The 26,609-nt window shown below is 56.5% G+C and carries 18 protein-coding genes and 1 pseudogene; 10 read left to right on the top strand and 9 right to left on the bottom strand.

What is annotated here, in order from left to right; genetic code table 11:
• Window positions 1–17: 17 nt before the first annotated feature.
• From GF1_RS14390 to guaB, 3 genes are all read right to left on the bottom strand, one after another.
• Window positions 18–794 carry a LabA-like NYN domain-containing protein gene (locus GF1_RS14390; protein ID WP_267927245.1) on the bottom strand — a complete coding sequence of 259 codons (777 nt, stop codon included), beginning with the start codon at window positions 792–794 and terminating at the stop codon, window positions 18–20.
• Window positions 795–880: 86 nt separating this feature from the next.
• On the bottom strand, window positions 881–2,431 hold the full coding sequence (guaA, locus tag GF1_RS14385) for a glutamine-hydrolyzing GMP synthase (RefSeq protein ID WP_267927244.1): 1,551 nt from the start codon (window positions 2,429–2,431) through the stop codon (window positions 881–883).
• A 60-nt stretch (window positions 2,432–2,491) separates the two neighbouring features.
• Window positions 2,492–3,955, bottom strand: coding sequence for an IMP dehydrogenase (gene guaB, locus GF1_RS14380; RefSeq protein WP_267927243.1), 1,464 nt, complete (start codon window positions 3,953–3,955; stop codon window positions 2,492–2,494).
• Between the two features lie 294 nt (window positions 3,956–4,249).
• On the opposite strand from guaB, the gene GF1_RS14375 reads away from it, so the two are divergent.
• Window positions 4,250–4,867: an L-threonylcarbamoyladenylate synthase gene (locus tag GF1_RS14375; RefSeq protein WP_267927242.1), complete on the top strand. Its 618-nt coding sequence runs from the start codon at window positions 4,250–4,252 to the stop codon at window positions 4,865–4,867.
• 288 nt (window positions 4,868–5,155) lie between these two features.
• Here GF1_RS14375 and GF1_RS14370 read toward each other — a convergent pair whose 3' ends face one another.
• From GF1_RS14370 to GF1_RS14355, 4 genes are all read right to left on the bottom strand, one after another.
• Window positions 5,156–5,437: an HU family DNA-binding protein gene (locus GF1_RS14370; protein ID WP_267927241.1), complete on the bottom strand. Its 282-nt coding sequence runs from the start codon at window positions 5,435–5,437 to the stop codon at window positions 5,156–5,158.
• 123 nt (window positions 5,438–5,560) lie between these two features.
• Window positions 5,561–7,330: a 30S ribosomal protein S1 gene (locus GF1_RS14365; RefSeq protein WP_326491565.1), complete on the bottom strand. Its 1,770-nt coding sequence runs from the start codon at window positions 7,328–7,330 to the stop codon at window positions 5,561–5,563.
• Window positions 7,331–7,728: 398 nt separating this feature from the next.
• On the bottom strand, window positions 7,729–8,412 hold the full coding sequence (locus GF1_RS14360; protein WP_267927239.1) for a hypothetical protein: 684 nt from the start codon (window positions 8,410–8,412) through the stop codon (window positions 7,729–7,731).
• Between the two features lie 39 nt (window positions 8,413–8,451).
• Entirely contained in the window at window positions 8,452–9,627 is a 1,176-nt protein-coding gene (locus GF1_RS14355; protein ID WP_267927238.1) for a type IV pilus twitching motility protein PilT, read from the bottom strand.
• 138 nt (window positions 9,628–9,765) lie between these two features.
• On the opposite strand from GF1_RS14355, the gene ilvD reads away from it, so the two are divergent.
• From ilvD to GF1_RS14330, 4 genes and pseudogenes are all read left to right on the top strand, one after another.
• On the top strand, window positions 9,766–11,595 hold the full coding sequence (ilvD, locus tag GF1_RS14350) for a dihydroxy-acid dehydratase (protein WP_326491564.1): 1,830 nt from the start codon (window positions 9,766–9,768) through the stop codon (window positions 11,593–11,595).
• 3 nt (window positions 11,596–11,598) lie between these two features.
• Window positions 11,599–12,320, top strand: a pseudogene (locus GF1_RS16540) (rhomboid family intramembrane serine protease).
• A gap of 20 nt (window positions 12,321–12,340) precedes the next feature.
• Window positions 12,341–12,955 carry a LysE family translocator gene (locus GF1_RS14335; RefSeq protein WP_267927235.1) on the top strand — a complete coding sequence of 205 codons (615 nt, stop codon included), beginning with the start codon at window positions 12,341–12,343 and terminating at the stop codon, window positions 12,953–12,955.
• Between the two features lie 277 nt (window positions 12,956–13,232).
• Window positions 13,233–18,476 (top strand): RecQ family ATP-dependent DNA helicase, encoded by a 5,244-nt coding sequence (locus tag GF1_RS14330; RefSeq protein WP_267927234.1) that lies wholly within the window; start codon window positions 13,233–13,235, stop codon window positions 18,474–18,476.
• Here the strand turns inward: GF1_RS14330 and GF1_RS14325 are convergent.
• Both GF1_RS14325 and GF1_RS14320 read right to left on the bottom strand, forming a co-directional pair.
• Window positions 18,473–18,667: a hypothetical protein gene (locus GF1_RS14325; protein WP_267927233.1), complete on the bottom strand. Its 195-nt coding sequence runs from the start codon at window positions 18,665–18,667 to the stop codon at window positions 18,473–18,475. The two genes, GF1_RS14330 and GF1_RS14325, sit on opposite strands and share 4 nt — an antisense overlap.
• 456 nt (window positions 18,668–19,123) lie before the next feature.
• Window positions 19,124–20,179, bottom strand: a complete 1,056-nt coding sequence (locus GF1_RS14320) for an IS110 family RNA-guided transposase (protein ID WP_267926464.1) — start codon at window positions 20,177–20,179, stop codon at window positions 19,124–19,126.
• A gap of 668 nt (window positions 20,180–20,847) precedes the next feature.
• Here GF1_RS14320 and GF1_RS14315 point away from each other — a divergent pair.
• The 5 genes from GF1_RS14315 to cas7c all read left to right on the top strand — a co-directional run bounded on the left by GF1_RS14315 (window position 20,848) and on the right by cas7c (window position 26,534).
• Window positions 20,848–21,003: a hypothetical protein gene (locus GF1_RS14315; protein ID WP_267927232.1), complete on the top strand. Its 156-nt coding sequence runs from the start codon at window positions 20,848–20,850 to the stop codon at window positions 21,001–21,003.
• Window positions 21,004–21,072: 69 nt separating this feature from the next.
• A complete protein-coding gene (locus tag GF1_RS14310; RefSeq protein WP_267927231.1) occupies window positions 21,073–23,229 on the top strand; it encodes a CRISPR-associated endonuclease Cas3'' in 2,157 nt (718 codons plus the stop codon).
• Window positions 23,230–23,245: 16 nt separating this feature from the next.
• Entirely contained in the window at window positions 23,246–23,908 is a 663-nt protein-coding gene (cas5c, locus tag GF1_RS14305; protein ID WP_267927230.1) for a type I-C CRISPR-associated protein Cas5c, read from the top strand.
• Window positions 23,905–25,641, top strand: a complete 1,737-nt coding sequence (gene cas8c / locus GF1_RS14300; protein WP_267927229.1) for a type I-C CRISPR-associated protein Cas8c/Csd1 — start codon at window positions 23,905–23,907, stop codon at window positions 25,639–25,641. Before cas5c ends, cas8c begins: the two co-directional genes overlap by 4 nt.
• Before the next feature lie 2 nt (window positions 25,642–25,643).
• Window positions 25,644–26,534, top strand: a complete 891-nt coding sequence (gene cas7c, locus GF1_RS14295) for a type I-C CRISPR-associated protein Cas7/Csd2 (RefSeq protein ID WP_267927228.1) — start codon at window positions 25,644–25,646, stop codon at window positions 26,532–26,534.
• Window positions 26,535–26,609: the final 75 nt, after the last annotated feature.

Genomic DNA, 26,609 nt, shown 5'->3' with positions numbered 1-26,609 from the left:
CTTGCCGGCCGGGAGGCTCAGTTTTCGCGCACCAGCCGTATGTCTCTGGCCTCGGACCGGTTGTCGTTGGCCGGATTGTTGATGACCCGGAACTCGAAGATCTGGGAGGAGTCCTGAAAGTGGTAATCCCCGTCCAGGGAAGACTGGGATAGATGAAAAAAGACCGTCTGCGGGATCAGGACACCATCGACCATGTGATAATACCGGAAAAAACCAAAACCGCGATCCGGGTGGAAGCTGGTCACCGTGCCCCGCTGCCACTCGTCATTCTGGACACTGCCGTTCTGGTGGATGGGCAGCAGGCCCGGTATCAGGTAGCCGGAGAAGTAGGCGTCCGCCACCTCCTTGAGTTCATGGCTGACGTTGCGGAAGCCGATGACCTCCACCCGGCAGCCCATGTTCTGCAGGGCGATGACCAGACGGATGAAATCGCCGTCACCGGTGAGCAGAATCACCCGGTCCAGGTTGCGGGCCTGGAGCAGGGCATCGATGGCCAGGTCCATGTCGGCATTGGCCTTGGTGGTGACGTTGCCGTCCTCGTCCTGGTAGCGGCGGACATACTTCTTGATGATCTTGAACCCGCACTGGCGGAGAATATCGTGATAGGCATAGACCTTGTGGCGATACTCCTGGTCACGCTTGGTCCGTTCCCGGTCTTCGGCCAGGTAGCAGTTGGCACGCAGCATAACGGAGTGGCCCGAGTTGGCGAGATCGACAAGCACGTCGTAGCGCATGCCGTACCCGCCACTCATCTTGATATTCTCGGCGTCGACGTATATTCCGGTTTTGAGCATATTCTATGGGGAGTCGGGACTCAAGACGAGGGGTGAAAAGAAAATACCCGCTGTCTCAGTGTCCCTGTCTCCCGGTCTCTTGTTTTTTATTCCCACTCGATGGTGGAAGGAGGCTTGGATGAGATATCGTAGACCACCCGGTTCACGCCGCGGACCTCGTTGATGATCCGGTTGGATATCCGGCCCAGCAGGTCGTAGTCCACCCGGGACCAGTCCGCGGTCATGGCGTCCTTGCTGTCCACGCAGCGGATGGCGATCACATGTTCATAGGTGCGGCCATCGCCCATGACGCCCACGGTCTGGATGGGGAGAAGCACGGCAAAGGACTGCCATACCTTTCGGTACCAGCCTTCTTTCTTAAACTCATCCAGGACAATGACATCGGCCTGGCGGAGGATGTTGAGCCGTTCGGCCGTGACCTCGCCCATGATCCTGATACCCAGCCCCGGCCCGGGGAAGGGCTGGCGGTAGATAGCCTCCTCGGGCAGGCCAAGCTCCAGGCCCAGTTCCCGGACCTCGTCCTTGAACAGTTCCCGCAGCGGTTCGATAAGGTCCAGCTGCATGCGCTCGGGCAGGCCACCCACGTTATGATGCGACTTGATGGGAGCCTTGCCACGGAATTCAACCGACTCGATGACATCCGGATACAGGGTTCCCTGGGCCAGGTATTTGACCTCGCCAAGCTTTTTCGCCTCTTCCTCGAAGATCTTGATGAATCCGTAGCCGATGCGCTTGCGTTTTTCCTCCGGATCGGCCACCCCCTTGAGCTGGTCGAGGAAGTAGTCGGTCGCGTCCACGTCGATGACCTTGAGGCTGGTTTTCTGACGGAAAAACCGGAGCACACTTTCCGACTCGCCGGTCCGCATGAGCCCGTTATTGACGTAGATGCAGGTCAGCTGATCGCCGATGGCCCGGTGGACCAGGGCGGCAGTGACCGATGAGTCCACCCCGCCGGACAGGGCACAGATGACCCGGTCGTCACCCACCTTGCGGCGGATTTCCTCCACCGTGGTGTCGATGAAGGAATGCATTGTCCAGGAAGGGGTGCAGCCGCAGATGCCGAAAATGAAGTTTCGCAGGACATCGGTACCGATCAGGGTATGGGCGACTTCAGGGTGAAACTGGACCGCGACAAGGGGCTTCTCCCGATGCCTGAGGGCGGCATAGGGCGAGTGCGGGCTGGAGGCCGTGGCCTCGAACCCCGGGGCCAGCTCCTCGATCCGGTCGCCGTGGCTCATCCATACCTGGTAATGAATGGGTGGTGTTTCCATGCCGGCAAAGATACCGCCGGTGTACTCGATGGAAAGCTCGGCCTTGCCGAACTCGCGTTTCTCCGCCTTCTCCACCCGGCCGCCGAGCTGCTGCATCATCAGCTGGGCGCCGTAGCAGATACCGAGCACCGGGATATCGAGCTCGAAGATGCCCGGGTCGGAAATCGGTGCGTCCTCGTCGTAGACCGAGGCCGGTCCGCCGGAAAGAACAATGCCTGACGGCTTGAGCGTCTTGATCTTTTCCAGGGGCAGATTGTAGGGGTGGATTTCGCTGTACACCTTCTGCTCCCGGATGCGCCGGGCAATGAGCTGGGTCGTCTGGGAGCCGAAATCGAGGATCAGTATCTTTTCAGTATGTGTCGCCATGGAATCACGTAATGTGGGTATCAGGGTGGTCGGTTGGCATCAGTCCCGGCATGTGGCGGACTAGATGCTCTCTGTTCTGTAGTTGGGCGCTTCCCGGGTGATAATGACATCATGGACATGGGATTCCCGCAGCCCGGCCGGCGATATGCGGACAAAGCGGGCCCGTTTGTGCAGCTCTTCAATGGTTGCCGCGCCTACGTAGCCCATGCCGGAGCGCAGTCCGCCCAGGAGCTGGTAGATCATCTCGGAGATGGGACCCCGGTAGGGAACTTTGCCCTCGATGCCCTCGGGCACCAGCTTGGAGCTTTCCTTTTTCTGGAAATACCGGTCCGAAGAGCCTTCCTTCATGGCGCCCAGCGATCCCATGCCCCGGTAGCCCTTGTATTTGCGCCCCTGGTAGAGGAAGGTCTCGCCCGGTGTCTCGTCGGTGCCGGCAAAGAGCGAGCCGACCATGACCGTGTGGGCGCCGATACCGATGGCCTTGCAGATATCGCCGGAAAACTTGATGCCGCCGTCGGCAATGATCGGGATACCGTGTTTCTTGGCCTCTTCGGTGCAGTTCTTGAGTGCGGTGAGCTGGGGCACACCGACACCGGCAACGATACGGGTGGTGCAGATGGAGCCGGGTCCGACCCCGACCTTCACCGCATTGGCCCCGGCCCTGATCAGGTCGGCGGTGCCTTCGGCGGTGGCCACGTTTCCGGCAATCACCTGCAGGTCGGGAAAGAGATTCTTGACCATTTCCAGGGCTTTGATGACCCCGGCCGAATGGCCGTGGGCCGAGTCGAGCACCACCACGTCCACGCCGGCGGCCACCAGGGCGGCAGTCCGTTCCTGCATGTCGCCGGAGATGCCGATGGCGGCACCGACCAGCAGCCGGCCGATATCGTCCTTGGCTGCATTGGGATACTTTTTCAGTTTCTCGATATCCTTGATGGTGATCAGCCCCTTGAGGTTGCCTTCTTCGTCGACAACGAGCAGTTTTTCAATGCGATGTTCGTGGAGCAGGGCCTTGGAGTGCTCCAGGTCGATGCCCACCGGGGCGGTGATCAGGTTTTTGGAGGTCATGACATCGCGCACCTTCAGGTTGTCGTCCGAGACAAAACGAAGGTCACGGTTGGTGACGATGCCGACCAGCTTTTCCTTATTGAGTACCGGCAGACCGGATATCTTGTAGGTGCGCATGATATTTTGGACATCGGCCACCGACTGGTCCTCGGTGACCGTGACCGGGTCGATGATCATGCCGTATTCCGACTTCTTGACCCGCTCGACTTCCCGGGCCTGGTCACTGATACTCATATTTTTATGGATGATGCCGATGCCGCCTTCCCGGGCCATGGCAATGGCGGTACGGTGCTCGGTGACCGTGTCCATGGCCGCGCTGATCAGGGGGGCATTGAGCTTGATCTTGTTGGTGAGGCGGGTGGCCAGCGAGACCTCCGATGGCAGAACCTCGGAAGCCGCGGGTATGAGAAGGACGTCGTCAAAGGTATATGCCGGCGGGATATCCTCGTTGAACATTGGAACTCCTTTTACTTGAAAACCTCCCCCGGATCCGTTGGGGCCGAAGGAGTTTTCATCGTTCGTGGTAACTGGAAACTACCAGGATCCGGTCAGTCCGCGCCGGTTAGGTAGTAACTATTCCTATCGCGCAGTGTAGCATGTTACGCGGTAAAAGAAAACGGGGTTATAAAAAATATCTCTGGCACTGGCGGGAGATTCCTGCTTTATTTGATCCTGCAGTAAAATCAGAACGCTTCGTCCGGTCCGGCGACCACATCACCGGCTGCCGGGGTTCATCCGCATCTTTCTTCTATGGCTTCATTACTCGAAATAAATCCATACAATCCACAGCCCCGGCTCATTGCCCAGGTTGTCGATGTCCTCAAGAGAGGCGGAGTCATCTGTTATCCCACCGATACCATGTACGGTATCGGCTGCGATATTTTCAATCAGAAGGCGGTCAAGCGGGTCTATCAGATCAAGAAGCGACCCAAGCACAAGCCCTTTTCCTTCATGTGTCCGGACCTCAAGGACATCGCCAGGTACAGCCATGTGGGCAATACGGCCTACCGGCTGATGCGCAAGAACCTGCCCGGTCCGTACACCTTTGTCCTGCCCGGCACCAAGCTGGTGCCGAAAATCATGCTGACCAAGCAGAAGACCGTTGGTATCAGGGTGCCGGACAACCCCATATGTCTGGCCATCGTCGAGGCCCTGGGGAACCCGGTTCTCAACACCTCGGCCATGCGCGAAGACGATGAAGAGCCGGTGATCGATGCCTATGATGTGGCCGACCGATTCGGCTCCCAGGTGGACCTCATAATCGACGGCGGCGAAGTCTTTCCCAACCCCTCCACCGTTGTTTCCCTCGTCGACGACCAGCCCGAGATCCTGCGTGAGGGCAAGGGCGACATCTCCGTATTCCTGTAGCTTCCGCCCGGTCCCCCGTGCTTTTCGCTGCGGACAGTGAAAAGCAAAATAAAAAATGTGATTACCATCAATCTTCAGCATTGAAACCGGTGTCGGGCCTCGCTTGTTTCACGGGACGCCATAAACCCGTCCCTGGGGGCTTGACTGTGGCCATCCAGGCCACAGACACCCGTGCAACAAGCAAGCCCCGACACCTTCATTCAATGGTGGCTGAATTTCAGTGGTAATCAGAAATAAAAAAAGCCGGGGCCACCTCTGCAGCCCCGGCCAAGACCTGGTTTCCTGCGATTACTCCTCGATAAGCACTTCCTTGAGTGATTTACTCATGGTGAAATGGAGTGTTTTGCGGGCAGGAATATTCATCATCTTACCCGTCTTCGGATTCTTGGTTGTGCGCGGCTTGCGTGTCCGGACGGAAAAACTGCCAAAACCACGGATTTCCACCCGACGTCCATCAACCAGCGCCTGGGATATCTCTTCCAGGATGATGTCCACTGCCCGGGCGATATCCTGTTTGTAGTATCCGCCCAGCTGCTCAGCAACTTCATTAACCAGTTCCCGTTTAAGCATTGTTACTCTACCTCTTTCAAATCCAGGACAGGGGCACAGAGAGGGCCCTGTCCTGGCAAAATGGGAAAAGGGTACTGGTTGCAAACCAAATACCCTTATAATTCAATACGTTACAGTTTGATCTTATTTGTTTGATTCGTCGTCCTGTCCCCCGGCAGCCGCTTTTTTCAGCAGGTCGCCAAAGGTGGAGGGGCCGGCGGTCTCCTTGGGCTCGTATTCCGAAGGCATGGAACCGGTTTCATCCTTCTGCTCGAGCGCCTTGATGGACAGGCCTATCTTGCGGTCCTCGGGCGATACATTGATGACCATCGCCTTGAGAGGGTCACCGACATTGAACATGCCCACGGGGGTCTTGACCTTCTCGCGGCTGATCTCGGAGACATGCACCAGTCCTTCGATCCCTTCCTCAAGCTGCACAAACACACCAAAATCAGTGACATTGGTGATCGTGCCTTCCACCGTGGAGCCGGTGGGGTAGTTGCTGAGGGCCGCCTGCCATGGATCCGGCTGCAGCTGCTTGACACCAAGCGAGAAACGCTCGTTTTCCTTGTCGATCTTCAGGACAACCGCCTGGATGGTCTCACCCTTGGCATATTTCTCGGACGGATGCTTGATCCGCTCGGTCCAGGAGAGGTCAGAGACGTGAATCAGGCCGTCGATGCCTTCCTCAATGCCGATGAAAATACCGAAATCGGTGATGTTCTTGATCTTGCCCTCGATGATGGAGCCGACCGGATAGTTCTCCTCGACCACATCCCACGGGTTGGGCTGCAGTTGCTTCATGCCCAGAGAGATACGCTTGGTCTCGGCCTCGACCTTGAGTACCTGAACCTCGATCTCGTCACCCACGGTGACCATCTTGGAGGGATGGCGCGGCTTCTTGGACCAGCTCATCTCGGAGATGTGGACCAGTCCCTCGACACCTTCCTCGAGTTCCACGAATACACCGTAATCGGTGATGGAAACCACCTTGCCCTTGACCCGGGAGCCGACGGCATACTCTTCCGGTACCCGCTCCCACGGATCGGACTTGAGCTGCTTGACACCCAGGGAAACACGGTCGTTTTCCTTGTCATACTTGAGGATCTTGACCTCGATCTCGTCGCCCACGTTATAGAGCTTGGACGGATGCGATACCCGGCCCCAGGAGAGGTCGGTGATATGACACAGGCCGTCCATGCCGCCGAGGTCGATGAACAGACCGTAGTCGGTGATGTTGGTGATGGCGCCGCGGATTGTCTGGCCTTCTTCCAGGGTGGAACGCATCTTCTCGCGCAGCTTGGCCCGCTTCTCTTCGAGAATGGCACGGCGGGAGATAACCACGTTGTTGCGTTTGCGGTTGAACTTGAGGATCTTGAACTCGAAGGTCTTGCCGATGAGGCTGTCCAGGTCCTTGACCGGCCGCAGGTCGATCTGCGAATAGGGAAGGAAGGCCGGAACTCCGATGTCGACGGACATGCCGCCCTTGACCCGGTTCTCGATACGGCCCTCGATGGTGCCGTCTTCTTCCTGGATTTTTGCTATCTTTTCCCAGACTTTAATGGCAATGGCTTTTTCACGGGAGAGCTGCAGGCCGCCCTCTTCCTTGCGTTTTTCAATGAATACCTCGAACTGGTCGCCAATCTTGATTTCCCGGTCCGGATCTTCGTGGCGGAATTCTGAAAGCGGGATGTAGCTTTCCGCCTTATCCCCCACATCGATGAGTACGGCATCGTTGTTGATGTCAACGACCGTACCGATGGCTACCTCGCCTACCTTGATAACCGTGTTGTTGTCTTCCTGCTCGAAGAGTTCAGCAAAGCTCATCTCCTCGGTGCCATTTTCTTCTGCCGCCATGGCGGGCTGAGTTCCATTTTCAGTCATGGGTTGCACTTCCTCTGTTGACCGGCACATGCCAGCCGTTTGAGATTATCGGGTAAAAAGTTAAATAAAAATACTGCCCCCCATGGGCAGTACTGTTTGCCTGCACTCAGTTGTTTTTCAGGTCGTCCCGGGGTGTATCGAGCCCGGTGAATTCCCCTGGCGGTCCATCCTTCAGGAGGCGGTCACAGGCAGGGCGGGCCGGACCAATATGAAAATCCCGAAGGGTTTCGCCTGACTACGCCGGTCTGGAAAGAAAACCATTTAAAATGATTTATTTTTTTCCACTACGGGCCCAGTGAAACACTCAGTTCAGGTGTAAAAACCCTCTATTACCAAAGTTGTTTTCGAAAAACAACTGTTTCCTGTTGAAAAACTGTCTTTTTTTGCATGATTTTTCAGGCAGGCGCAACCTGATCCCGGTTGGCAGATCAGCGTTTGCCATGGGCACCAAGTTCTTCCAGCAGGGGGCCGAAGAGTTCTTCGTAGTCCGGAATGGCTTTGCGCAGAATGGTGTCGAAGTATTTGAGGTCCTGATCGTTGACCACGAGGTTGGCGCTGCAGGACAGGGCCTGGAGGTCGTAGAGGGAGTGAAATTCCGGCCCCATGAGTATATAGAAGACATAGCGCCGGCGATCCATGGCCATCTTGCGCATGAACTGGTGAAAGGTGGACTCGTCCAGGCTGCTTCCCTCGAAGCGGCTGTGCAGGACCACGCAGGCAAAGTTGACAAACTGCATCCGTTCGCGGGCGTTGGCAACGGATTCGGCAATCATGACCTGGTATCCCACCGACTCCATGGCGGTCTTCAGTTTTTCGCTCACCGCTGGATCCGGGTGCATGATCAGGGCCATGGGCACGTCCTGAATCTTGTCGTCGGTTTCAAAGCGGCCATCTTTGAGCCAGTTGATGTCAGGCGGTGGCGGCGGCCGCAGGCCGCGGTCGCCTTTGTCGGTGGTGTGTTCCCGGCCAAGCCTGATGGCCTGGTGGCAGTTGGGACATTTTATGCTCAGGTTTTTTCCCGGTTCCAGCCGGGCCAGTGCATGCTGCAGTTTGGCCTTCTGGGCCTCGGTGAACTGCAGTTTTGTCTGGCAGTGGGGGCAGGATGATATCATAGGGCTCTGCGGGTTCTTTTTCTCTGTGGGCGGTTACGGTCAAGACCAGCCGAAGGGGTCCTTCTCTTCCTGTTCCACGGCCAGTCCTTCGATGTCCGAGGTCTTTTCGCCCCGGGCCGCCTTGATCGTATCGAGGCCGCGCTTGATTTCGCTGCGATGCGAACAGTAGGCAATGGCCGATTCCTCGGTGATCAGCCCCTGCTCGTAGAGTTCCAGCAGGTGCTGGTCAAAGGTGCGCATGTTGTGGGCCGAGCCTTCCTTGAGCACGTTGTAGAAGGTTTTTTCCTCGGTCTCGCCGTTGAGGATGAGATCCTTGATCCGCAGCGAGGTGCAGAGGATCTCCAGAGCCGCGATCCGGCCGCCGCCGATCCGGGGCGGCAGCCGCTGGCTGACGATCCAGCGGATGGTATCCACCAGCCGGTTGCGGATCTGGGGCTGCTCATCCTTTTCAAACATGCCGAGAATCCGGTTGATGGTCTGGCCGGCATCGATGGTGTGCAGGGTGGAGAAGACCACGTGCCCGGTCTCGGCCGCGGTCAGGGCTATTTCCAGGGTCTCCCGGTCACGGATCTCGCCCACCAGGATCACCTTGGGCGCCTGGCGGAGCGCGGCCCGCAGGCCGCCGGCAAAGGTGTCGAAGTCATCGCCCATTTCCCGCTGGTTGAAGGTAGCCTTCTTGTGGGGATGGATGTATTCGATCGGGTCTTCCAGGGTGACCACATGGATGGCCCGCTCCTCGTTGATGCGGTTGAGGATGGCGGCCATGGAGGTTGTCTTGCCGGTACCGGTGGCACCGGTAAAGAGGATGAGGCCGTTTTTTTCCCGGGCCATTTTCTCAAAGGCCTCGGGAAAGTCAAAGCCGGTGATGGAGGGTATCTTGGTTTCCAGCTTCCGCAGTACCGAGGTGAAAAAGCCCTTCTGGGTGAAGATGTTGACCCGGAAACGGGCCGTGTCTTCCAGGGAGTAGGAAAGGTCGCAGGAGCCCTTGGTGACCAGGTCACGCAGCAGGCGGCGGTTGCCGCCGATGAGGTTGAGGGCGAAGACCTCGGCCTGGAACGGGGTCAGTTCGGTGACCGGCGGTTCCACGTCCACCGGCACCAGCACCCCGTCGCTTTCCACCTGGAGAGGGCGGCCCACGGTGATGTTCAGGTCAGAGACCCGGCCGTGGGTCTGCATCATGGCGGTGATCCAGTAATTGATTTCCTGCTGTCTCATAGATATCAGAAATAATTTTCCGTCACGGGTTCAGGGAAAAATTGACAAAGCACCCTGATTAGGTACTATCGCGTGGACAGGGTAAAATACAAGGAAAAAATCGAAAGAGTGATTTTAAGTTAAGGAGAAGTTTACACCATGGCTATTCCACTTCGCAGCGCCGTAACCACCCAGGGCCGGCGCATGGCCGGTGCCCGGGCACTGTGGCGGGCAAACGGCATGACAGAAGAACAGATCGGCCGGCCGGTCATCGCGGTGGTCAACTCGTTTACCCAGATGGTGCCCGGCCACGTGCACCTGCACGAGATCGGCCAGCAGGTCAAGAAATATATCGAGGAGCAGGGCTGCTTCGCGGCCGAGTTCAACACCATCGCCATTGACGACGGCATCGCCATGGGCCACGACGGCATGCTCTATTCCCTGCCGTCGCGGGAGCTGATCGCCGACAGTGTGGAGTACATGTGCAACGCCCACAAGGTGGATGGTATGGTCTGCATCTCCAACTGCGACAAGATCACCCCGGGTATGCTCATGGCAGCCATGCGGCTCAATATTCCGGCTATCTTCGTCTCGGGCGGGCCCATGGAGGCCGGTCATGCCGGCGACAGGGCCCTGGACCTGGTGGATGCCATGGTCATGGCCGGAGATGCCTCGGTATCCGATGAGGAGATCGCGGTCATCGAGCGCTCGGCCTGCCCCACTTGCGGTTCGTGCTCGGGCATGTTCACGGCCAACTCCATGAACTGCCTCAACGAGGCCCTGGGCCTGGCCCTGCCAGGCAACGGCACTGTGGTGGCCACCCATCGCAACCGGCTTGGTCTGTTTGAAAAGGCGGCCCGCAGGATCGTGGCCATGTGCGAGGCCTGGTACGATAACGAGGACGCCTCGGTTCTGCCGCGCTCCATCGCCACCCGGGCCTCGTTCATGAACGCCATGGCGCTCGACATCGCCATGGGCGGGTCCACCAACACGGTGCTGCATATCCTGGCCATTGCCAACGAGGCCGGGGTGGATTTCACCATGGCGGATATCGACGCCCTTTCCCGCAAGGTGCCCAACCTGTGCAAGGTGGCGCCCAGCTCCCATTACCACGTGGAAGACGTCAACCGGGCCGGTGGCATCCTGGGCATCCTCGGCGAGCTGGACCGGGCCGGGCTGGTGGACACCTCGGTCTCCCGGGCCGACGGGCTCTCCCTGGCCGAGGCCCTGGACAGGTTTGATATCATGCGCGACACCGTGACCGACGAGGCCATTGAACTGTACCGCTCGGCCCCGGCAGGCAAGGGCCGCAACCTGGTCATGGGTTCGCAGGACACCATGTACGACGAACTGGACCGGGACCGGGTCGCTGGCTGTATCCGGGATCTGGAGCACAGCTATTCAAGGGATGGCGGGCTGGCCGTGCTCTACGGCAACATCGCCGTTGACGGCTGTATCGTCAAGACCGCCGGCGTTGATCCCTCCATTCTTCACTTCAAGGGTACGGCCCGGGTCTATCATTCCCAGGAGGACGCCTGCGAGGGCATCCTCGGCGGCGAGATCAAGGCCGGGGACGTGGTGTTCATTCTCTATGAAGGGCCCCGGGGCGGACCAGGCATGCAGGAGATGCTCTACCCCACCTCCTACCTGAAATCCATGCACCTGGGCGCCGAATGCGCCCTGGTCACCGACGGCCGGTTCTCCGGCGGCACCTCGGGCCTGTCCATCGGCCATGTCTCGCCCGAGGCGGCCGGGGGAGGGGCCATCGGCCTGGTTCGCAACGGTGATCCCGTGGATATAAACATCCCGGAGCGGACCATCAACCTGATGATCTCCGAGGACGAACTGGCCCGCCGGCGGGCCGAAGAGGAGGCCAAAGGCGAGGCAGCCTTTACTCCGGACCGTGAGCGGACCGTGTCTCCGGCCCTGCGCGCCTATGCCCATTTTGCCGCCTCGGCCGACAAGGGCGCGGTGCGGCTGGTGCCGTAGGCCATGTTTCCTCTCCATGACGTCAACCCGACGGTCCGAACGCCGGTGGCGACCATCAGCATCATCGTCGCCTGCGTGGCCTCGTGGATGTTTCTCCAGGGCTTTGGCGCGCACCAGGCTCTGGCCCGCTCGCTGTGCTATTTCGGCCTGATCCCCGGTAAGGTTCTGGGGCTTGTGCCGCCGGGAACCCATGTTCAGGTCGGTCGGGACCTGTACTGCGTGATCCAGGGCCAGGGAGGCTTCTATACCATCCTCACCCACATGTTCATGCACGGCGGCTGGTTCCACCTGATCGGCAACATGTGGTTTCTCTGGGTCTTTGGCGATAATGTGGAAGACGCCATGGGCCCGGTCCGTTTCCTCGCCTTCTATCTCGTCTGCGGCCTTGCCGCTGCGGCCGCCCAGACCATGACCCAGCCCTCGTCGATTCTGCCCATGGTGGGGCCTCCGGGGCCATCGGCGGGGTAATGGGCGGGTATGCCAGGCTCTACCCTCACGCCCGGGTACACACCCTTGTTTTCCTGGGCTTTTTTATCACCACCTTCGAGGTGCCGGCTATTGCCATGCTTGGTTACTGGTTTCTGATCCAGTTGCTCGGCGGGTTGCCGGCCCTGGCCGCCGCCGGCGGCGGGGTGGCCTTCTGGGCCCATATCGGCGGATTTCTGGCCGGGCTGTTCCTGGTCGGTTCCTTTGTCAACCCGCAGTATTACCGGCAGCGGGCCTGACCACCGGCCGGGTGGAAGATATGGAAAACTGGCCCATCTTCGTTGCCACGGTCACGCTCCTGGTGCTGACTCCGGGACCGTCGGTGCTGCTGGCCCTGTCGCACGGCATCCGCTATGGACGCCTGAAGGCGCTCCAGACCATTGCCGGCAATGTCAGCGCCAACAGCATCCAGATCCTGCTGGCCTCGCTGGGCCTGGGCCTGCTGCTGAAAAACGCGCCTTTGCTGTTTCACGCGGTCAAGTGGGTAGGGGTCGGTTATATCCTCCTCCTGGCCATCCGGCTCTGGAAACAGGATACACCGCTCAAGCTGCGGCAGGAAGACCGCCACGACACTGCCCTGGCCCGGTACCGCCAGGGCTTTCTCACCTCGTTCACCAACCCCAAGGCGATCATCTTTTTCTCGGTGCTCTTTCCCATCTTTCTGGATGATCACCACAACACCACCGCCCAGTGCCTGCTCCTTGGCACGACATTCATGGTTCTCAACGGGACGGCCCTGTTCCTCTACGCATGCCTGGGCGAGTGGCTGGCCGATCTCCTGCAGGACACCAGGTTCCGCCTGATCCAGGGCCGGGTAACCGCCCTGCTGCTCACCATAGGCGCCTGCCTGCTGGCCCTGGTCCAGGAGACATGAAAATCGCCCCATGCGAATCGTTTCGCATGGGGCGATTGCTCACCACTGACAAAATCTGTGAAGGCTCAGGTAATCTTCCTTCGTTTGGCGGTGGTGTGCACCCGGTAGAGCTGTTCGGTAAATCCGCTCTGGTTTTCGAAATCCTTCGCCAGTCGTGCAACCTGCCTGCCGGTCAAGGAGTGAACAGGCCACAGCCAGCAGCATCAGCGCGGTATTGGCCGGGAGTTCCGGGCAGATTGCATGAAAAATGCCTCAAATTTCCGGATTGTTGTGGTATATGGCAAGAGAGTTATGTGTATCTGAACAGCCGTACCGGTTTGAGATGGTGAACAATCCCTGTCAGGATTTTCTCAAGAGCTGCCTGCTCCTTGATATTGAAGTCAACGAGCATGGGGTGATCTATGCTTTGGCCGGCATATTGGGAGATGAGGTTTTCCTCTGCAGACCAGGCAAGAGGATCACCCCTGAAACGCTTGAAGAACTCTCCGGGTTTGCTTCGGATGCCAGGTTTCTGCTCGGTCACAATATCATCGACCATGATATCCCCCGCCTCAAGGCAATTGCCCCCGATCTTCTGCTACTGAAAAAACCGGCCATCGATACCCTTGTTCTCTCCCCCCTTGCCTATCCGGCAAACCCCTACCATCGACTGGTGAAGGATTATCAAATTGTCCGGGACAGCATGAGTAATCCTGAACATGACGCCCGTCTTGCCGGACGCATCTTCTGTGAGCAGTGGCAGGCGCTGGTGGAGCGGTTTGCAGCCGGTGATGAATCGGTTGTTCACTCTCGCGGCTTTCTGGAGCAGAGCAGGCAGTTTCGAGGTACTGGTGAATCGCTTGCGGCCATGGGGATTCCTCTCCTGACCGGTGCAGATCTTTTTGAGGCCTTTGGCTGGTTTGCCGGCAAGCATGGCTGCAGGACAGCCGCGCAGCAACTGGTGGATGAACTTCACGACGGGGTTGGGGAGCCTGTTCTCTATGCCTATGTCAGTGCCTGGTTGTCGGTTGCGGACGGCAACTCCATCCTGCCGCCCTGGGTGAGACGCCGTTTTCCGCAGATTACGACAGTGCTACGCAGATTGCGGGATGTGGACTGCAGGGATCCGGCCTGTTCTTACTGCAGCGGGCATTTCGATCCGCAGGCCGCCCTGGAACGATACTATGGTTTTCCGTCCTTTCGTCCACATCCGGCAACAGAGACCGGGGAAAGCCTGCAGGGGGAAATTGTCCGGGCTGCGGCCGGCAACAGGACCATGTTTGCCGTCCTGCCGACCGGTGGCGGCAAGTCGCTTTGTTACCTGCTGCCGGCAATAATGCGCTACAGGCGGTGTAATCAACTGACCATTGTCATCTCGCCCCTGCAGGCCCTGATGAAGGATCAGGTCGATAACTTCTGCCGGCAGACAGGAACCAGGCTGGCTGCCGCGCTTTACGGCATGTTGACCCCGGTGGAGCGGGCGGAAGTCATCGAGGCGGTGCGGCTTGGTGATATCGGTATCCTCTACGTCTCGCCGGAACAGTTGCGCAACCCTTCCTTTCTTTCCACGGTCCGCCAGCGCGAGATCGGCGCCTGGGTATTTGACGAGGCGCATTGCCTTTCCAAATGGGGCCACGATTTCCGGCCGGATTATCTCTACGCCATCCGGTTTATTCGGGAACGGGCAGAGGAGGCGCAGGCGGCAATTCCTCCGGTACAGTGTTTCACAGCCACGGCCAAGAAGGATGTCCGCCGGGAAATCGTTGACCTTATCCAGTCAGAGCTTGGAAAAAAGGTAAAGCTTTTTGAAGGCGGCCATGAACGGACCAATCTCAGCTACCAGGTGATAAGCGCGGAGACCAGTGAAAAAAACCGTACCATTCTCAGTCTGCTGCAGGAGCGATATGAAGAGGGCAGGGGCAGCGTTGTCATCTACTGTGCCACCAGGAAAAACACCGAACTCATGGCTGAGTTTCTGGCAGACCAGGGCTATACGGTGGAACCCTTTCATGCCGGACTCGAGGTCCCGGTAAAAAAGCGTCTGCAGGAGGCTTTTATCAGCGGGGAATTACCGATCATCTGTGCCACCAATGCCTTTGGCATGGGAATCGACAAGGAGGATGTGCGGCTGGTGATCCACGCCGATATCCCGGGATCGCTTGAAAACTATCTCCAGGAGGCGGGCCGTGCAGGACGGGACCTGCAGCAGGCGGAATGTGTGCTGGTCTTTGACGAGCAGGATATTGAAAAACAGTTTCAGCTCTCCTGTTTTTCCCGCCTCGCCCGAAAGGATATCAGCCAGATCCTGCGTGGGATTCGCTATGCCGCAAGAGGCACCAGTGAGGTGGTGATGACCGCTGGAGACATCATTCGCCAGCAGGTGGTTGAACTTGATGAGATGGAAAAAACAGATCCCGAAACCCGGGTACGGACAGCGCTGGCCTGGCTTGAACGTGCGGGTTTTCTTGAGCGCAACGAGAACTACACCAGGGTCTTCCAGGGCAGGCCCCTGGTGAAAGATCTTGCAGAGGCTCAAAAAAAGATTGCGGACCTGGGGCTTTCCAGACGGCAGCAGGAGCGGTGGCTTGTCATCCTCAGGGAGCTGATGCAGCAAGACAGGCAGGATGAAAGTTTCAGCGCCGATGAGCTGGCTGGTTATTCTGCGTTTGCAAGGGACAAGGATGAACCAGGGGATGAAACCGAAAGCCAGAGGGTGTTGAAAACCCTGCACGACATGGCTGAACAGGGACTGCTCACCAAGGAAACCACGCTTTCGGCCTGGCTGCGTTACAAGGTGAAAAACAGCGCGGAAAAGCAGTTGGAGACCCTCTGCGCACTGGAGCGGGACTTTGTCGATCTTCTCAGCAAAGAGGCCTGGGATGCGGAAGTTGAACAGCATCTGGAGCTTGATCTTCGTCAGGTGAATCAGAAGTTGATCGATCGGGGAAGTACGGCTTCCAATCCCGAGGTACTGCAACATTTGCTCTACGGTCTGAGCAGGGATGGACGAGGGCTTGCGGGGCAGAAGGGCTCGCTGAAAGTTAAAAAAATCCAGGGGAACTGCTATGCGGTTTCCCTGCTTCGAACCTGGGAGGATATCAAAACAACCATGCATATCCGTCAGCAGTCTGCCCGGGTGGCGCTGGAGGTCATATTGCAGGCTGTTGGAAAAGATCAGAAGCCCAGTGCCACCCTCATGGTCACCTTTACCCTGGAGCGGGTTATCGAGGGGTTGAAGGCGGATCTGACCCTGCTGCCGCTGCTGAAAAATCCTCTGGCCGCCGCGGAACGGGCTCTGACCTTCATGCATGAGCATCGGGTTATTGATCTGCAGCAGGGGTTGGCTGTTTTTCGCCAGGCCATGACCATCCACCTTCACCCGGAGGCAAGGTCACGGCGCTATCTCAAAAAGGATTTTGAACCGCTTGAGACGCATTACAAAGAGCAGAATTTCCAGATCCATGTGATGAACGAGTATGCCCGCCAGGCACTGCTGAAAATCAGTTCTGCCATGCGGCTGGTGGCCTCATATTTCAATGACGACAGGGAGAGCTTTCTCCAACGGTTTTTCCCTGGTAGAAAGCAGTCCATTTTACGGGCCACAAGTGAGCAGTCATGGGAAAAACTGGTGGTTTCCCTGCGTAACAGGCATCAGCAGAAAATTGTTTCTGCGCCGGCAGGGCAGAACATGCTGGTTCTGGCCGGACCGGGAGCCGGCAAGACCAGGGTGGTCATCCACAGGGTAGCCTGGCTTCTGCGGGTTGAGCGGGTTCGACCGACATCGATACTCGTACTCTGCTTTAACCGGGCGGCTGTGGTTGATCTGCGCAGCAGGCTGCGTGACCTTGTGGGGGATGAGATGTCACGGGTGACGACGTTGACCTTCCACGGGCTGGCTCTGAGGCTGACCGGCCGCTCTCTTGCGGTTGCGGAAAAGGAGAGAGGGGAGGATATTGATTTTGCGGAACTGATCCGGGATGCCAATCGTCTGCTCAGGGGAGATAAGGTGTCGCTTGGCTTTCAGGAAGGGATGGAGCGGGATGTTCTGGTAGGACGATTCAGCCATCTGCTGGTTGACGAGTACCAGGATATTGACGCGGATCAATACGAACTGATTTCCCTGCTTGTCGGCAAGAGTCTGGATGAGCAGGATCAGAAGATGTCGATTCTGGCAGTGGGCGACGATGACCAGAACATCTACCGGTTTCGCGGGGCCAATATTGAGTTTATCCGCAGGTTCAGGGAGGACTATCAGGCAACGGTCTATCATCTCACTGAAAACTTTCGTTCCACCGGTCATATCATCAATGCTGCAAACCTGCTTATAGAGAAGAATCGCGACAGAATGAAGAGCGACCACCCGATCCGGGTAAACGAAGCCCGTGCCATGCTGCCTCCGGGCGGGCAGTTGGCAGATCGTGATCCCCTTGCCCGTGGCAGAGTGCAGATACTCAAGGTCAAGGGAGAAGAGATCCAGGGGAGCGCAGTGGTTGAGGAACTGCAGCGGCTGAGAACCCTTGGTGATGGGTTTGACTGGTCCGGGTGCGCTGTGCTGGCACGCGACTGGCGCAGTCTGTCACCGGTCCGGGCCGCGTTGGAGGCGGCCAGGATTCCTGTTGATGTCAACTGGGGAGGCGGGAGTTCCTTTCCACGTTTGAGCCGAATCAGGGAAAATGCACAACTGCTGGAGTTCCTGCGGGAAAACCGGAACAGGAGTCTGCGGGTTCAGGAGCTTTTTTCTTTCCTGCCCGACAGGGAAGCGGAAGACAACTTCTGGCAGGCCAACCTGCGCCGACTGCTGCACGACCTGAAGCAGGAGGCCGGCGATGTGAATCTGGCTGTTTCCAGGATTGAGGAGTATCTTTATGAAGGGCTTGGGGAGCAGGCCCGGAGCAGAAGTCTCGGTTCGGGCGTCTTTCTCTCCACGGTTCACTCTGTCAAGGGCCTGGAGTTTGAGCATGTTCTGCTGCTTGGTACAAACTGGCCCGGAGGGAAGCCAGAAACGCTGGAGGAGGAACGAAGACTCTTCTATGTCGGGATGACCAGAGCACGTGTCAGCCTGAGCCTTTTTCAGGTCCAGGGCCATCGACATCCCCATCTGCACGGATTGCACGGCGACTGTTTTATTGAGCGTGAGGTGTCAGGCAGCAAGACAGGAACCCCGCCCCCATGGGACATGGTGGATTTGCTGGGAATGAAGGACCTCTTTCTCGATTTTGCCGGTATTCGCAGGGAAAATCATCCTGTACGCATGGCCGTCAGTGGACTGGAAACCGGTGACCTGATCAGTTGTTGCAGGGAAAACGGATTGATAGTCCTGAAAAACAACCAGAACGTCCCGATTGCCAGGCTGTCAAAAAAGGGTCAGGCCCGCTGGCAATCAAGGCTCGCCACCATCCATTCCATGCAGGTGGTTGCAATGGTCCGCCGCTATCTCGACGATGTTGCAGACCCGGCCTTCAGGGAAAAATGTTACGGAACCTGCTGGGAGTTGCCCATTGTCGAGGTGAGGTATCAATCCGGCAGGAGTTTGATTCGTTAATTTGAAGAAAACATGAAAAAAGCCCCATGCGAATCGTTTCGCATGAGGCTTTTTTTAAGCGCCACTTTTTCAGTGCATCTGGGCCGGTGTTTCTTTGACCGGTGACGCCCCTTGCCGCCAGCCCGGTTGATCAGGGCCACCACGCCCCAGTCCCGGGCGGTCACCTTCTTGTTCTTTAGTTTCTTTTTCATTTATTGTTCCTCCCTCTTATATGTGCATTGCGCTATCAAAACATTTTCTGATTATCACCAAAGCTCAGCTCTCACCCATCCGAGGGATAACATCGCTTTTTCTCTCTACCTGGAGAAAAACTCGTGATCACCGCTTCCATGAGAAGGCTTGTCAAGAAAAGTTCGACGTGGCGAACCATTTTTTTTATAAATCCCTGTAACGTCAGGCTTCCATTCGCATTCATATAAAGAGCTCAGCCATAAGCTCGATGCATCGTACAATCCGTCGTGGAAGCTGCAACCTCCGCGGCGGTCTTTGAATATGTCACTGGCTGATGACGGACCGAGCGGTGTCACGCAGTCTTCCGGACGGGACGTTTTTTTGAGGGAGATATTAAAAACTCTCAACTGCCTTTGGAAACAGAAGGAAAAACATCCTTTTTTCCCTTTGTTCACTCTCTGGTTCAACCGGGTTTTCTACGCAGCCTTTGCCAGGGGGCGAGATTGCGGTTTGTAAAAAGGGTCATATATCTCACCGTGCTGCCAGAGGCGATGCATGAGTACCGCCAGTTTTCTGGCTACGGCAACCACGGCACGACGCTTTGCGTTTTTACCTCCCCTGGCTGCCAGGCGAAGACCAAATCTTCGTAAATTGCAATCCTCTCCAAAAGGTCCCAGGATGTACTGGGCCGAACCGACCAGTAACCTCCGCAGATAGGGGTTGCCCGCTTTGGTTATCCGAAGCTGCCTGTCGGTTTCTCCTGACTGGTCGCGGCGGGGAGTCAGGCCAAGAAAACATCCAACCTGTCTACTTTTGCCAAATCGTGCCGGGTCTTCCACGATTAATAGAAAGGCCAGGGCCGTCAGAGGACCAACTCCTTTTATGGCCCGCAATAATTCGGTCTCCGGGTATCGCTCCGCACTGATACGCTCTATTTCCCTGTCAAATTCTTTGATCTGGGACGTAATCTGGCCGATAATTGTCAATACAGGCTCCAGAGCGCCACGTAAGTCTTCAGGAAGATGTTCATCTGCCTGCCGGTGAAAACTGTCTGCGCTGCATCCCGGCAGGCGATATCCCAGCGCCTTGACACTGCCACGAACATGGTTGATCAGGCTGGAGCGGTTCCTCACCAGGACATCCCTGGCCTGCAATATCTCCAGATCAATCTGGGCCTGTTCGCCCCTGTGGTTGACCGGATAGAGCAGATCAGGATCCATCCGGGCTATGCGGGCCAGCATTTCAGCGTCTCTGGTATCTGATTTATCGTTGCTGTCCCAGATGGCGCGTAATTTACGAGGGTTGCCAACCAAAACATGGCAGCCCAGCCTGGATAACAGCCTGCTGATCCAGGCCGAATGGGTACCGGCTTCAAGGGCAACAGTTGCCCCTTTATGGGGTGAGAAAAACTCACTCAACGCCTCTCTGGTATTAGTAACCGTATCTCGACGCACGATTCGGCCTGCATGATCAACAATACAGATAACATGATTTTTATCGCCAAGGTCCATTCCGATTGTTACATTGTGCATGGCTGGTTCTCCCAGGTTGTGCAGCATTCGACTGCGGTTATTCTTGAGCGTGTTTATAACACAGCTCGCGGGGAATCAGCCTTCTCATTTTACCTCCGCGGTGTCACGCAGGTGACCGGGTAGCCGACGAAGTGGCCGGCAGGCCATGCCCCGCTCTGCGGGGTGACGCCCTAACAGGTGTCGGAGCAACTGGTTTTGGCAGTGGTTGTCTGCGGGCCTTGCGAACCATGGGCCATTCCTGCCAGATACATCAGGGTACCGCGGGAGCGGAGGAACGAGAAGTCCGGGCGGTTTTTATAGCTGCCCGGCTCCGTGGCACGCAGGTGATGGTGTCTCTTCTTCAAGCTGAGGTTCGGTGGTAATCAGAAAACATTTTTCATTCAATATAAGCCCCGTTTCCTGATTTGCAAACCGTCTGTTTAGGCCAATCCAATGAAAAATCGTCATTATTTGCCTCAAAATAGGTAAATATACCTATATAAAAGACCATCCTCTCTGCGTATAATTCGATTTGAGAAAAAATGAAAAAATCAGGGGGGTGCTCACTATATGAGACTGTGGGTGGGGTAGGGTGGGAGTGTCAAGGGAAGAAAACAGAAGAAATACGTGTAGATTCTGCTGGCACAAACCGCAACGCCTACAACCGGGCTGCCTGCACCCTGGAAGCCATGGCCGAGATGCTTGTGGCGCAGGGAGCGAAGCAGGAGGCAAAGGAACTGCTGCATGGATACTATTACCAGGTCTTCAGTCGCTATTCCGCTTTTCGGCGAGAGGTCCGCAAGGCTGTTGCCACCTCACCGCTGCTCGCCGGTATGGGGATTTGAAAGATGAAATATTATGCTCACAGTCTGGAAGGCAAATCTCCGGGAAATTGGCAGGAGCTTTCCAAACATTTGAAAAATGTCGCTGAGATGGCGGCAGACTTCGCCCGCCCGTTCGGAGGAGAGGACTGGGCGTATCTGGCCGGGCTCTGGCATGACCTGGGCAAGTATTCGGATGGTTTTCAGAAGAGGCTGTATGACGCCAACGGCATTGAATGTCATATCGAAACCCAACCGGGCAAGGTTGTTCACTCTGAGGCGGGTGGTCATCTGGCTACGCTTAACGGCTGGAAGGGGGCTGACCGGGTGCTTTCCTGGCTCATTATGGGCCATCACGCCGGGCTGACCGATTACGAACCGGAATACGTTGGCGCCAAGGCCTTGTCACCCAAAATGTCAGCCACCGACCGCTCGGTAAAAACATTGGCCAATATTCCGGAATGGATAAGGACGCAGGCCTTACCGCCTCCCCCTGAAAAACTGCAAAACGGCGCCGACCCATCCTTCTTTATCCGGATGCTCTTCTCCTGCCTGGTGGATGCTGATTTCCTTGACACCGAGGCCTTCATGGATCAGGCCAGGGCGGCGTTACGCAAAGAAGACTATCCAGGGCCTGGTGATTTACTGGAAGATTTTGACGCATATATGGATCTACTTTGCAAAAAGGCCAGACAGACGCCGGTCAACACCATTCGGGCGGAAATTCTGGCCCGGTGCCGTGAAGTTGCCGAGCAAGAGCCGTCTGTATTTTCCTTGACTGTTCCCACCGGCGGGGGCAAAACCCTGGCGTCATTGGCCTTTGCCCTACGTCACGCAGTCAAGTATGAAAAAAGCAGAATCATCTATGTGATCCCCTATACCAGCATCATAGAACAGACCGCGAAAGTTTTTGGCAAAATCCCCGGCTTTGAAAAGGCGGTGGTGGAACATCACTGCAATATTGCCGAAACCGGCGAGGACCGGGAGACGGCCCGCAGCCGGCTGTCTGCGGAAAACTGGAATGCGCCCATCATTGTCACCACCTCTGTACAGTTTTTTGAGTCTCTGTATGCCTGTCGCACCAGCCGTTGCCGGAAACTGCACAATATCGCAAACTCGGTAGTTATTTTTGACGAGGCCCAATGCCTGCCCCCTGAATACCTGAGGCCGGTGGTCTTTGCTATCCGTGAACTGCAAAAGCACTACCGGGTCACGCCACTCTTGTGCACCGCAACCCAGCCGGTGCTGAACAAAACAGAATCCTTCGATTTCAGGTTCAGAGAGGGATTTGATAGTCCGCCGCAGGAAATTGTTGACAACCCGGATGAGCTGGCAGCCAGACTGAAGCGGGTAGAGGTCGTTATCCATGAGAAAGGGTTTTCACCGGTTTCGCTTCCGGAACTGGCAGAAGATCTACAGGCCGAGAAAAAGGCGCTTCTCTGTATCGTCAACCGCAGGGATGACGCCCGCGATCTGGCCCGTTTATTACCGGAAGGCATCACCCTGCACCTTTCCACCAATATGTGCGCCGCCCATCGTCTCGGGGTCATGGATGATATCCGAACGAGATTGAATGACGGCGAAGGGATAAAGGTGATCAGCACCTCGCTGGTGGAAGCGGGAGTAGATCTCGATTTTCCAGTGGTTTACCGGGCTCTGTCCGGGCTGGATTCCATCGCCCAGGCGGCGGGCCGCTGCAACCGGGAGGGGAAACTCGCTTCTGGCCGGACCGTTGTTTTTATGCCGGAAAAGCAGCCCGGTTATGTTCGAGTGCCGGCCGGGATTGCTTCCGAAATCCTGAAGGATAGCCCTGACAATTTGCTTTCTCCCGGTAATTACGAAAATTATTTCCGCCAGCGTTTTTGGCTGCTGGGGGAACAGGCCCTCGACCGGAAGGGTATTATGCCGCTCTTTGCCGGAAGAATGAACTATTACTATCGGACAGCGGCCGAGCGGTTCCGGTTGATTGATGATGATTGGCAGGTGAGTGTGCTTGCCCCCTGGGACGAGGCGGTCGAACTCTTGGGACGGTTAACCTCTGAACCCTGGAACCAGAGAATGCTGCTGCGTCGGCTTGGCCGATACTCTGTAGGTATTCCCCAAAAATTATTAGCGCCGCTGGCGGCCAGGGAATATGTGAGGGAGATCGGTTATCCCGGTCTCTACCTGCTTGACAACACCCTGTATGACAAGAGGTACGGCTTCGTCCCCCGGATGAGGACACGGAGATCGATCCGGAACAATTCATGATTTAGAGGAGGTGTCTATGAGCAGAAGCAGTCCTTTCCGGCTGAAGGTGAGCGGCGCTAATGCCTGTTTTACCCGGCCGGAAATGAAAGTGGAACGGGTGAGTTACGATATAATGACCCCATCGGCGGCCCGTGGAATTCTGGAAGCCATTTTATGGAAACCGGCCATTGCCTGGAAGATCCTCCAGATTGATGTGTTGAAGCCTGTCCGCTGGGAATCGGTGCGCCGTAACGAGGTGGGCGCGGTGATCTCTGCCCGCAATGTGCAGACAGCCATGAACAGGGGCAACGGCAATCTCGGACTGTACGTGGAAAAGGAACGCCAGCAGCGGGCCGGATTGTTTTTGCGGGATGTGGCCTATGTCATCCATGCTGATTTCGAGATGACCGACAAGGCCGGGTCTGATGATAATGTCACGAAATTTGAGCAGATGTTTATTCGCCGGGCCTCCAGGGGGCAATGTTTTCACCGCCCCTATTTTGGCTGCCGTGAATTCCCGGTGGACTTTGCATTTCTGCCCAGGGATGCCGAGCCCCCCGCACCTATCCCGGACAGCCGCGATCTCGGCTGGATGTTGTATGACATGGATTACACCGGCAAGGAGCCCATGCCCCGGTTTTTCCATGCTGTCATGCAACACGGGCGGGTGGATCTCCGAAATGTGGAGGTGCGGTCATGATTTTGAAGGCATTGGCGGAGTATTACGAACGGCTGCTCAATGATCCAGATAGCGGTGTGGCCCCTCCCGGCTTTGAGAGAAAACCCATACCGTATCTTATTGTACTTGATAAAGATGGCCGATTTATCAACATTCGTGACACCCGGACCGGGGAAGGCAAGAAAAAAACAGCTCGTGATTTCATTGTCCCGCAAGGAGAAAAAAAGACATCCGGGGTCAAGGCCAATCTTCTATGGGATACCCCCCAATATGTCTTTGGCATTCCCAAAAGCGATAAGGAGAAAGACCGAAAGAGGGCGGCGGACTCCCAGGAGCAATTCCTGAAGAGAATCGCGGATACTTTCCCTAATGATATAGATGATGAAGGAATCAGCGCGGTAAGAAAATTTTTGCAGGCAAAAGACTTCACCCCGGTTTTTGGCCATGAGCTCTGGCCAGAAATTCTGGAGACAAAAGCCAATATCACCTTCATGCTGGAGGGAGATACCTGTCTGGTTCCACAACGGCCACAGGTTATGAAGCATCTTGGAGAAATTGAAGATAAGGGCGAAACCGGACAACCGTGTTCTATTACCGGCAAGGCAGACATCCCGGCAGAGTTGCACCCATCTATAAAAGGGGTATGGGGAGCTCAATCGTCCGGGGCTAACATTGTCTCGTTCAACCTGGACGCTTTCCGATCCTTCGGCAAGAAAAAAGGATTGAATGCACCGGTTGGGCAGAAAACCACCTTTGCCTACACCACCGCATTAAACACCCTTTTGGCAAAAGGATCCAGACAGCGAATTCAGGTGGGGGATGCCAGTACGGTCTTTTGGGCCCGGGAGCAACATGAATTTGAAGATGATTTTTCCCTGTTTCTTGGAGAACCCGACAAGGGCCGGGAACCGGATTACGGTCCATTGCGCTCCCTGCTCTCGGCGGTACGAACCGGAATCCCTCCTGGAGAGGACACGACGCCATTTTATGTACTCGGCCTTGCTCCCAACGCTTCCAGGATTGCCATCCGCTTCTGGTACGAGGGCAGTGTTCGTGACCTGAAAGAGAAGATCGCCCAACATTTTGAGGACACGGATATTATCCGGGCTCCGCATGACCGGGAGTTTCTTTCTCTATTTCAGCTACTTGTTGCTACGGCTGCGGAAGGAAAAGCTGACAACATTCCTCCCAACCTCGGCGGCGAGGTTGCCCGGTCGGTGTTGAATGGCTCTGTATACCCCCGCACCTTGCTTGCAGGCGCAATCCGCCGTTGTAAGGCGGAACAAAAGGTAAATCGAGTTCGTGCGGCGTTAATAAAGGCCTTTCTGGTTCGGGAAGCTCGAATTCGAAAATCAAAAATAAAGGAGGTTGGCAAGATGTTGGATACATCAAACGACAATATCGGATATGTGCTCGGCCGCTTGTTCGCCGTGCTGGAGCGCATCCAGGAACAGGCCCATTCCGGGCTCAACAAAACCATACGCGATACCTATTTCAGCGCTGCCACCAGCAGCCCGCTGGTGATCTTCAAACGTTTGCAGGAACTGGCCGTTCACCATCTGGCCAAGATCAGGAATTCAGGTAAAAGTACGGTGTGGCTTGACAAACTTATGGGCGAGGTGATGGGCAAAATTCCGGCTTCCGGAATACCGGCCACCCTTGTCCTGGAGGATCAGGGCCGTTTTGCGGTGGGCTACTACCACCAGAGGCAGGATTTTTTTAACACCAGTAAAAACAGCGAGGAAGGAGAATAATCATGAGTGAGGCAATCAAAAACCGTTATGAATTTGTCCTGCTTTTCGATGTGAAAGACGGCAACCCCAATGGCGACCCGGATGCCGGCAACTTGCCGCGTATCGATCCCGAGACCGGTCACGGCCTGGTCACCGATGTCTGCCTGAAGCGCAAGGTGCGCAATTATGTAGGTCTGGTACATGGCGAGCAGCCTCCTTATGAAATTTATATCAAGGAAAAGGCTGTTCTCAATTTGCAGCATGTGCGGGCCTACAAGGCCACGAATCATGAAGATCAACTTGAACAGGACAAGAAAGGGCACTGGAAGTCCAAAGGCAAAGGCAGTAATGATGATGCCCGCCAATGGTTATGTGATAATTTTTTTGATGTGCGCACCTTTGGCGCGGTCATGTCCACCGGGGTCAACTGCGGCCAGGTTCGCGGACCGGTACAGTTCGCCTTCGGTCGCAGTATCGACAGAGTATTCACCGGCGAACATAGCATAACCAGAATGGCGGTGGCCACGGAAGGTGAGGCCGAGTCCCAGGGCGGAGACAACCGTACCATGGGCCGTAAATTCACGGTTCCCTATGGGCTCTACCGTGTCCACGGCTATATCTCCGCGCCCCTGGCAAAACAGACCGGGTTTTCCGGAGAAGACCTGCAACTTTTTTGGGACGCCCTGCAAAACATGTTCGATCATGACCGCTCCGCCGCCCGGGGCGAGATGGCGGCCCGGAAGCTGATCGTTTTCAAACATGATTCCGAACTCGGAAATGCCCCGGCAAGTAAGCTCTTTGATCTGGTAACGGTTGAGAAAACCTGCGGCGAAGCTCCTCCGCGCTCCTTTGCCGATTATTCGGTGACCGTGGGAGTGGCTCCGGACGGAGTTGAATTGATCGAAATAATCTAAGTGGCGTGTTCCGTCCTGACCTTTTTGGGTAACGAAAATAAAGGGGCTTCAGGCGATCAGAGGGGAAAGCGGCAT

This window comes from Desulfolithobacter dissulfuricans (genome assembly GCF_025998535.1).
GTDB classification, from domain to species: domain Bacteria; phylum Desulfobacterota; class Desulfobulbia; order Desulfobulbales; family Desulfobulbaceae; genus Desulfolithobacter; species Desulfolithobacter dissulfuricans.
The sequence above is the reverse complement of the archived record's forward strand: the minus strand, read 5'-3'. Positions and strand labels throughout refer to the sequence as shown.

Coding starts and splice junctions, on each gene's coding strand:
- cas8c (WP_267927229.1), top strand. CDS start 23,905: ATGATTTTGAAGGCATTGGCGGAGTATTACGAACGGCTGCTCAATGAT.
- GF1_RS14360 (WP_267927239.1), bottom strand. CDS start 8,412: ATGATATCATCCTGCCCCCACTGCCAGACAAAACTGCAGTTCACCGAG.
- guaA (WP_267927244.1), bottom strand. CDS start 2,431: ATGGCGACACATACTGAAAAGATACTGATCCTCGATTTCGGCTCCCAG.
- GF1_RS14320 (WP_267926464.1), bottom strand. CDS start 20,179: ATGCACAATGTAACAATCGGAATGGACCTTGGCGATAAAAATCATGTT.
- GF1_RS14355 (WP_267927238.1), bottom strand. CDS start 9,627: ATGAGACAGCAGGAAATCAATTACTGGATCACCGCCATGATGCAGACC.
- GF1_RS14325 (WP_267927233.1), bottom strand. CDS start 18,667: ATGAAAAAGAAACTAAAGAACAAGAAGGTGACCGCCCGGGACTGGGGC.
- GF1_RS14370 (WP_267927241.1), bottom strand. CDS start 5,437: ATGCTTAAACGGGAACTGGTTAATGAAGTTGCTGAGCAGCTGGGCGGA.
- guaB (WP_267927243.1), bottom strand. CDS start 3,955: ATGTTCAACGAGGATATCCCGCCGGCATATACCTTTGACGACGTCCTT.
- GF1_RS14365 (WP_326491565.1), bottom strand. CDS start 7,330: ATGTGCCGGTCAACAGAGGAAGTGCAACCCATGACTGAAAATGGAACT.
- GF1_RS14315 (WP_267927232.1), top strand. CDS start 20,848: ATGGCCGAGATGCTTGTGGCGCAGGGAGCGAAGCAGGAGGCAAAGGAA.
- GF1_RS14335 (WP_267927235.1), top strand. CDS start 12,341: ATGGAAAACTGGCCCATCTTCGTTGCCACGGTCACGCTCCTGGTGCTG.
- cas5c (WP_267927230.1), top strand. CDS start 23,246: ATGAGCAGAAGCAGTCCTTTCCGGCTGAAGGTGAGCGGCGCTAATGCC.
- ilvD (WP_326491564.1), top strand. CDS start 9,766: ATGGCTATTCCACTTCGCAGCGCCGTAACCACCCAGGGCCGGCGCATG.
- cas7c (WP_267927228.1), top strand. CDS start 25,644: ATGAGTGAGGCAATCAAAAACCGTTATGAATTTGTCCTGCTTTTCGAT.
- GF1_RS14375 (WP_267927242.1), top strand. CDS start 4,250: ATGGCTTCATTACTCGAAATAAATCCATACAATCCACAGCCCCGGCTC.
- GF1_RS14330 (WP_267927234.1), top strand. CDS start 13,233: ATGGCAAGAGAGTTATGTGTATCTGAACAGCCGTACCGGTTTGAGATG.
- GF1_RS14390 (WP_267927245.1), bottom strand. CDS start 794: ATGCTCAAAACCGGAATATACGTCGACGCCGAGAATATCAAGATGAGT.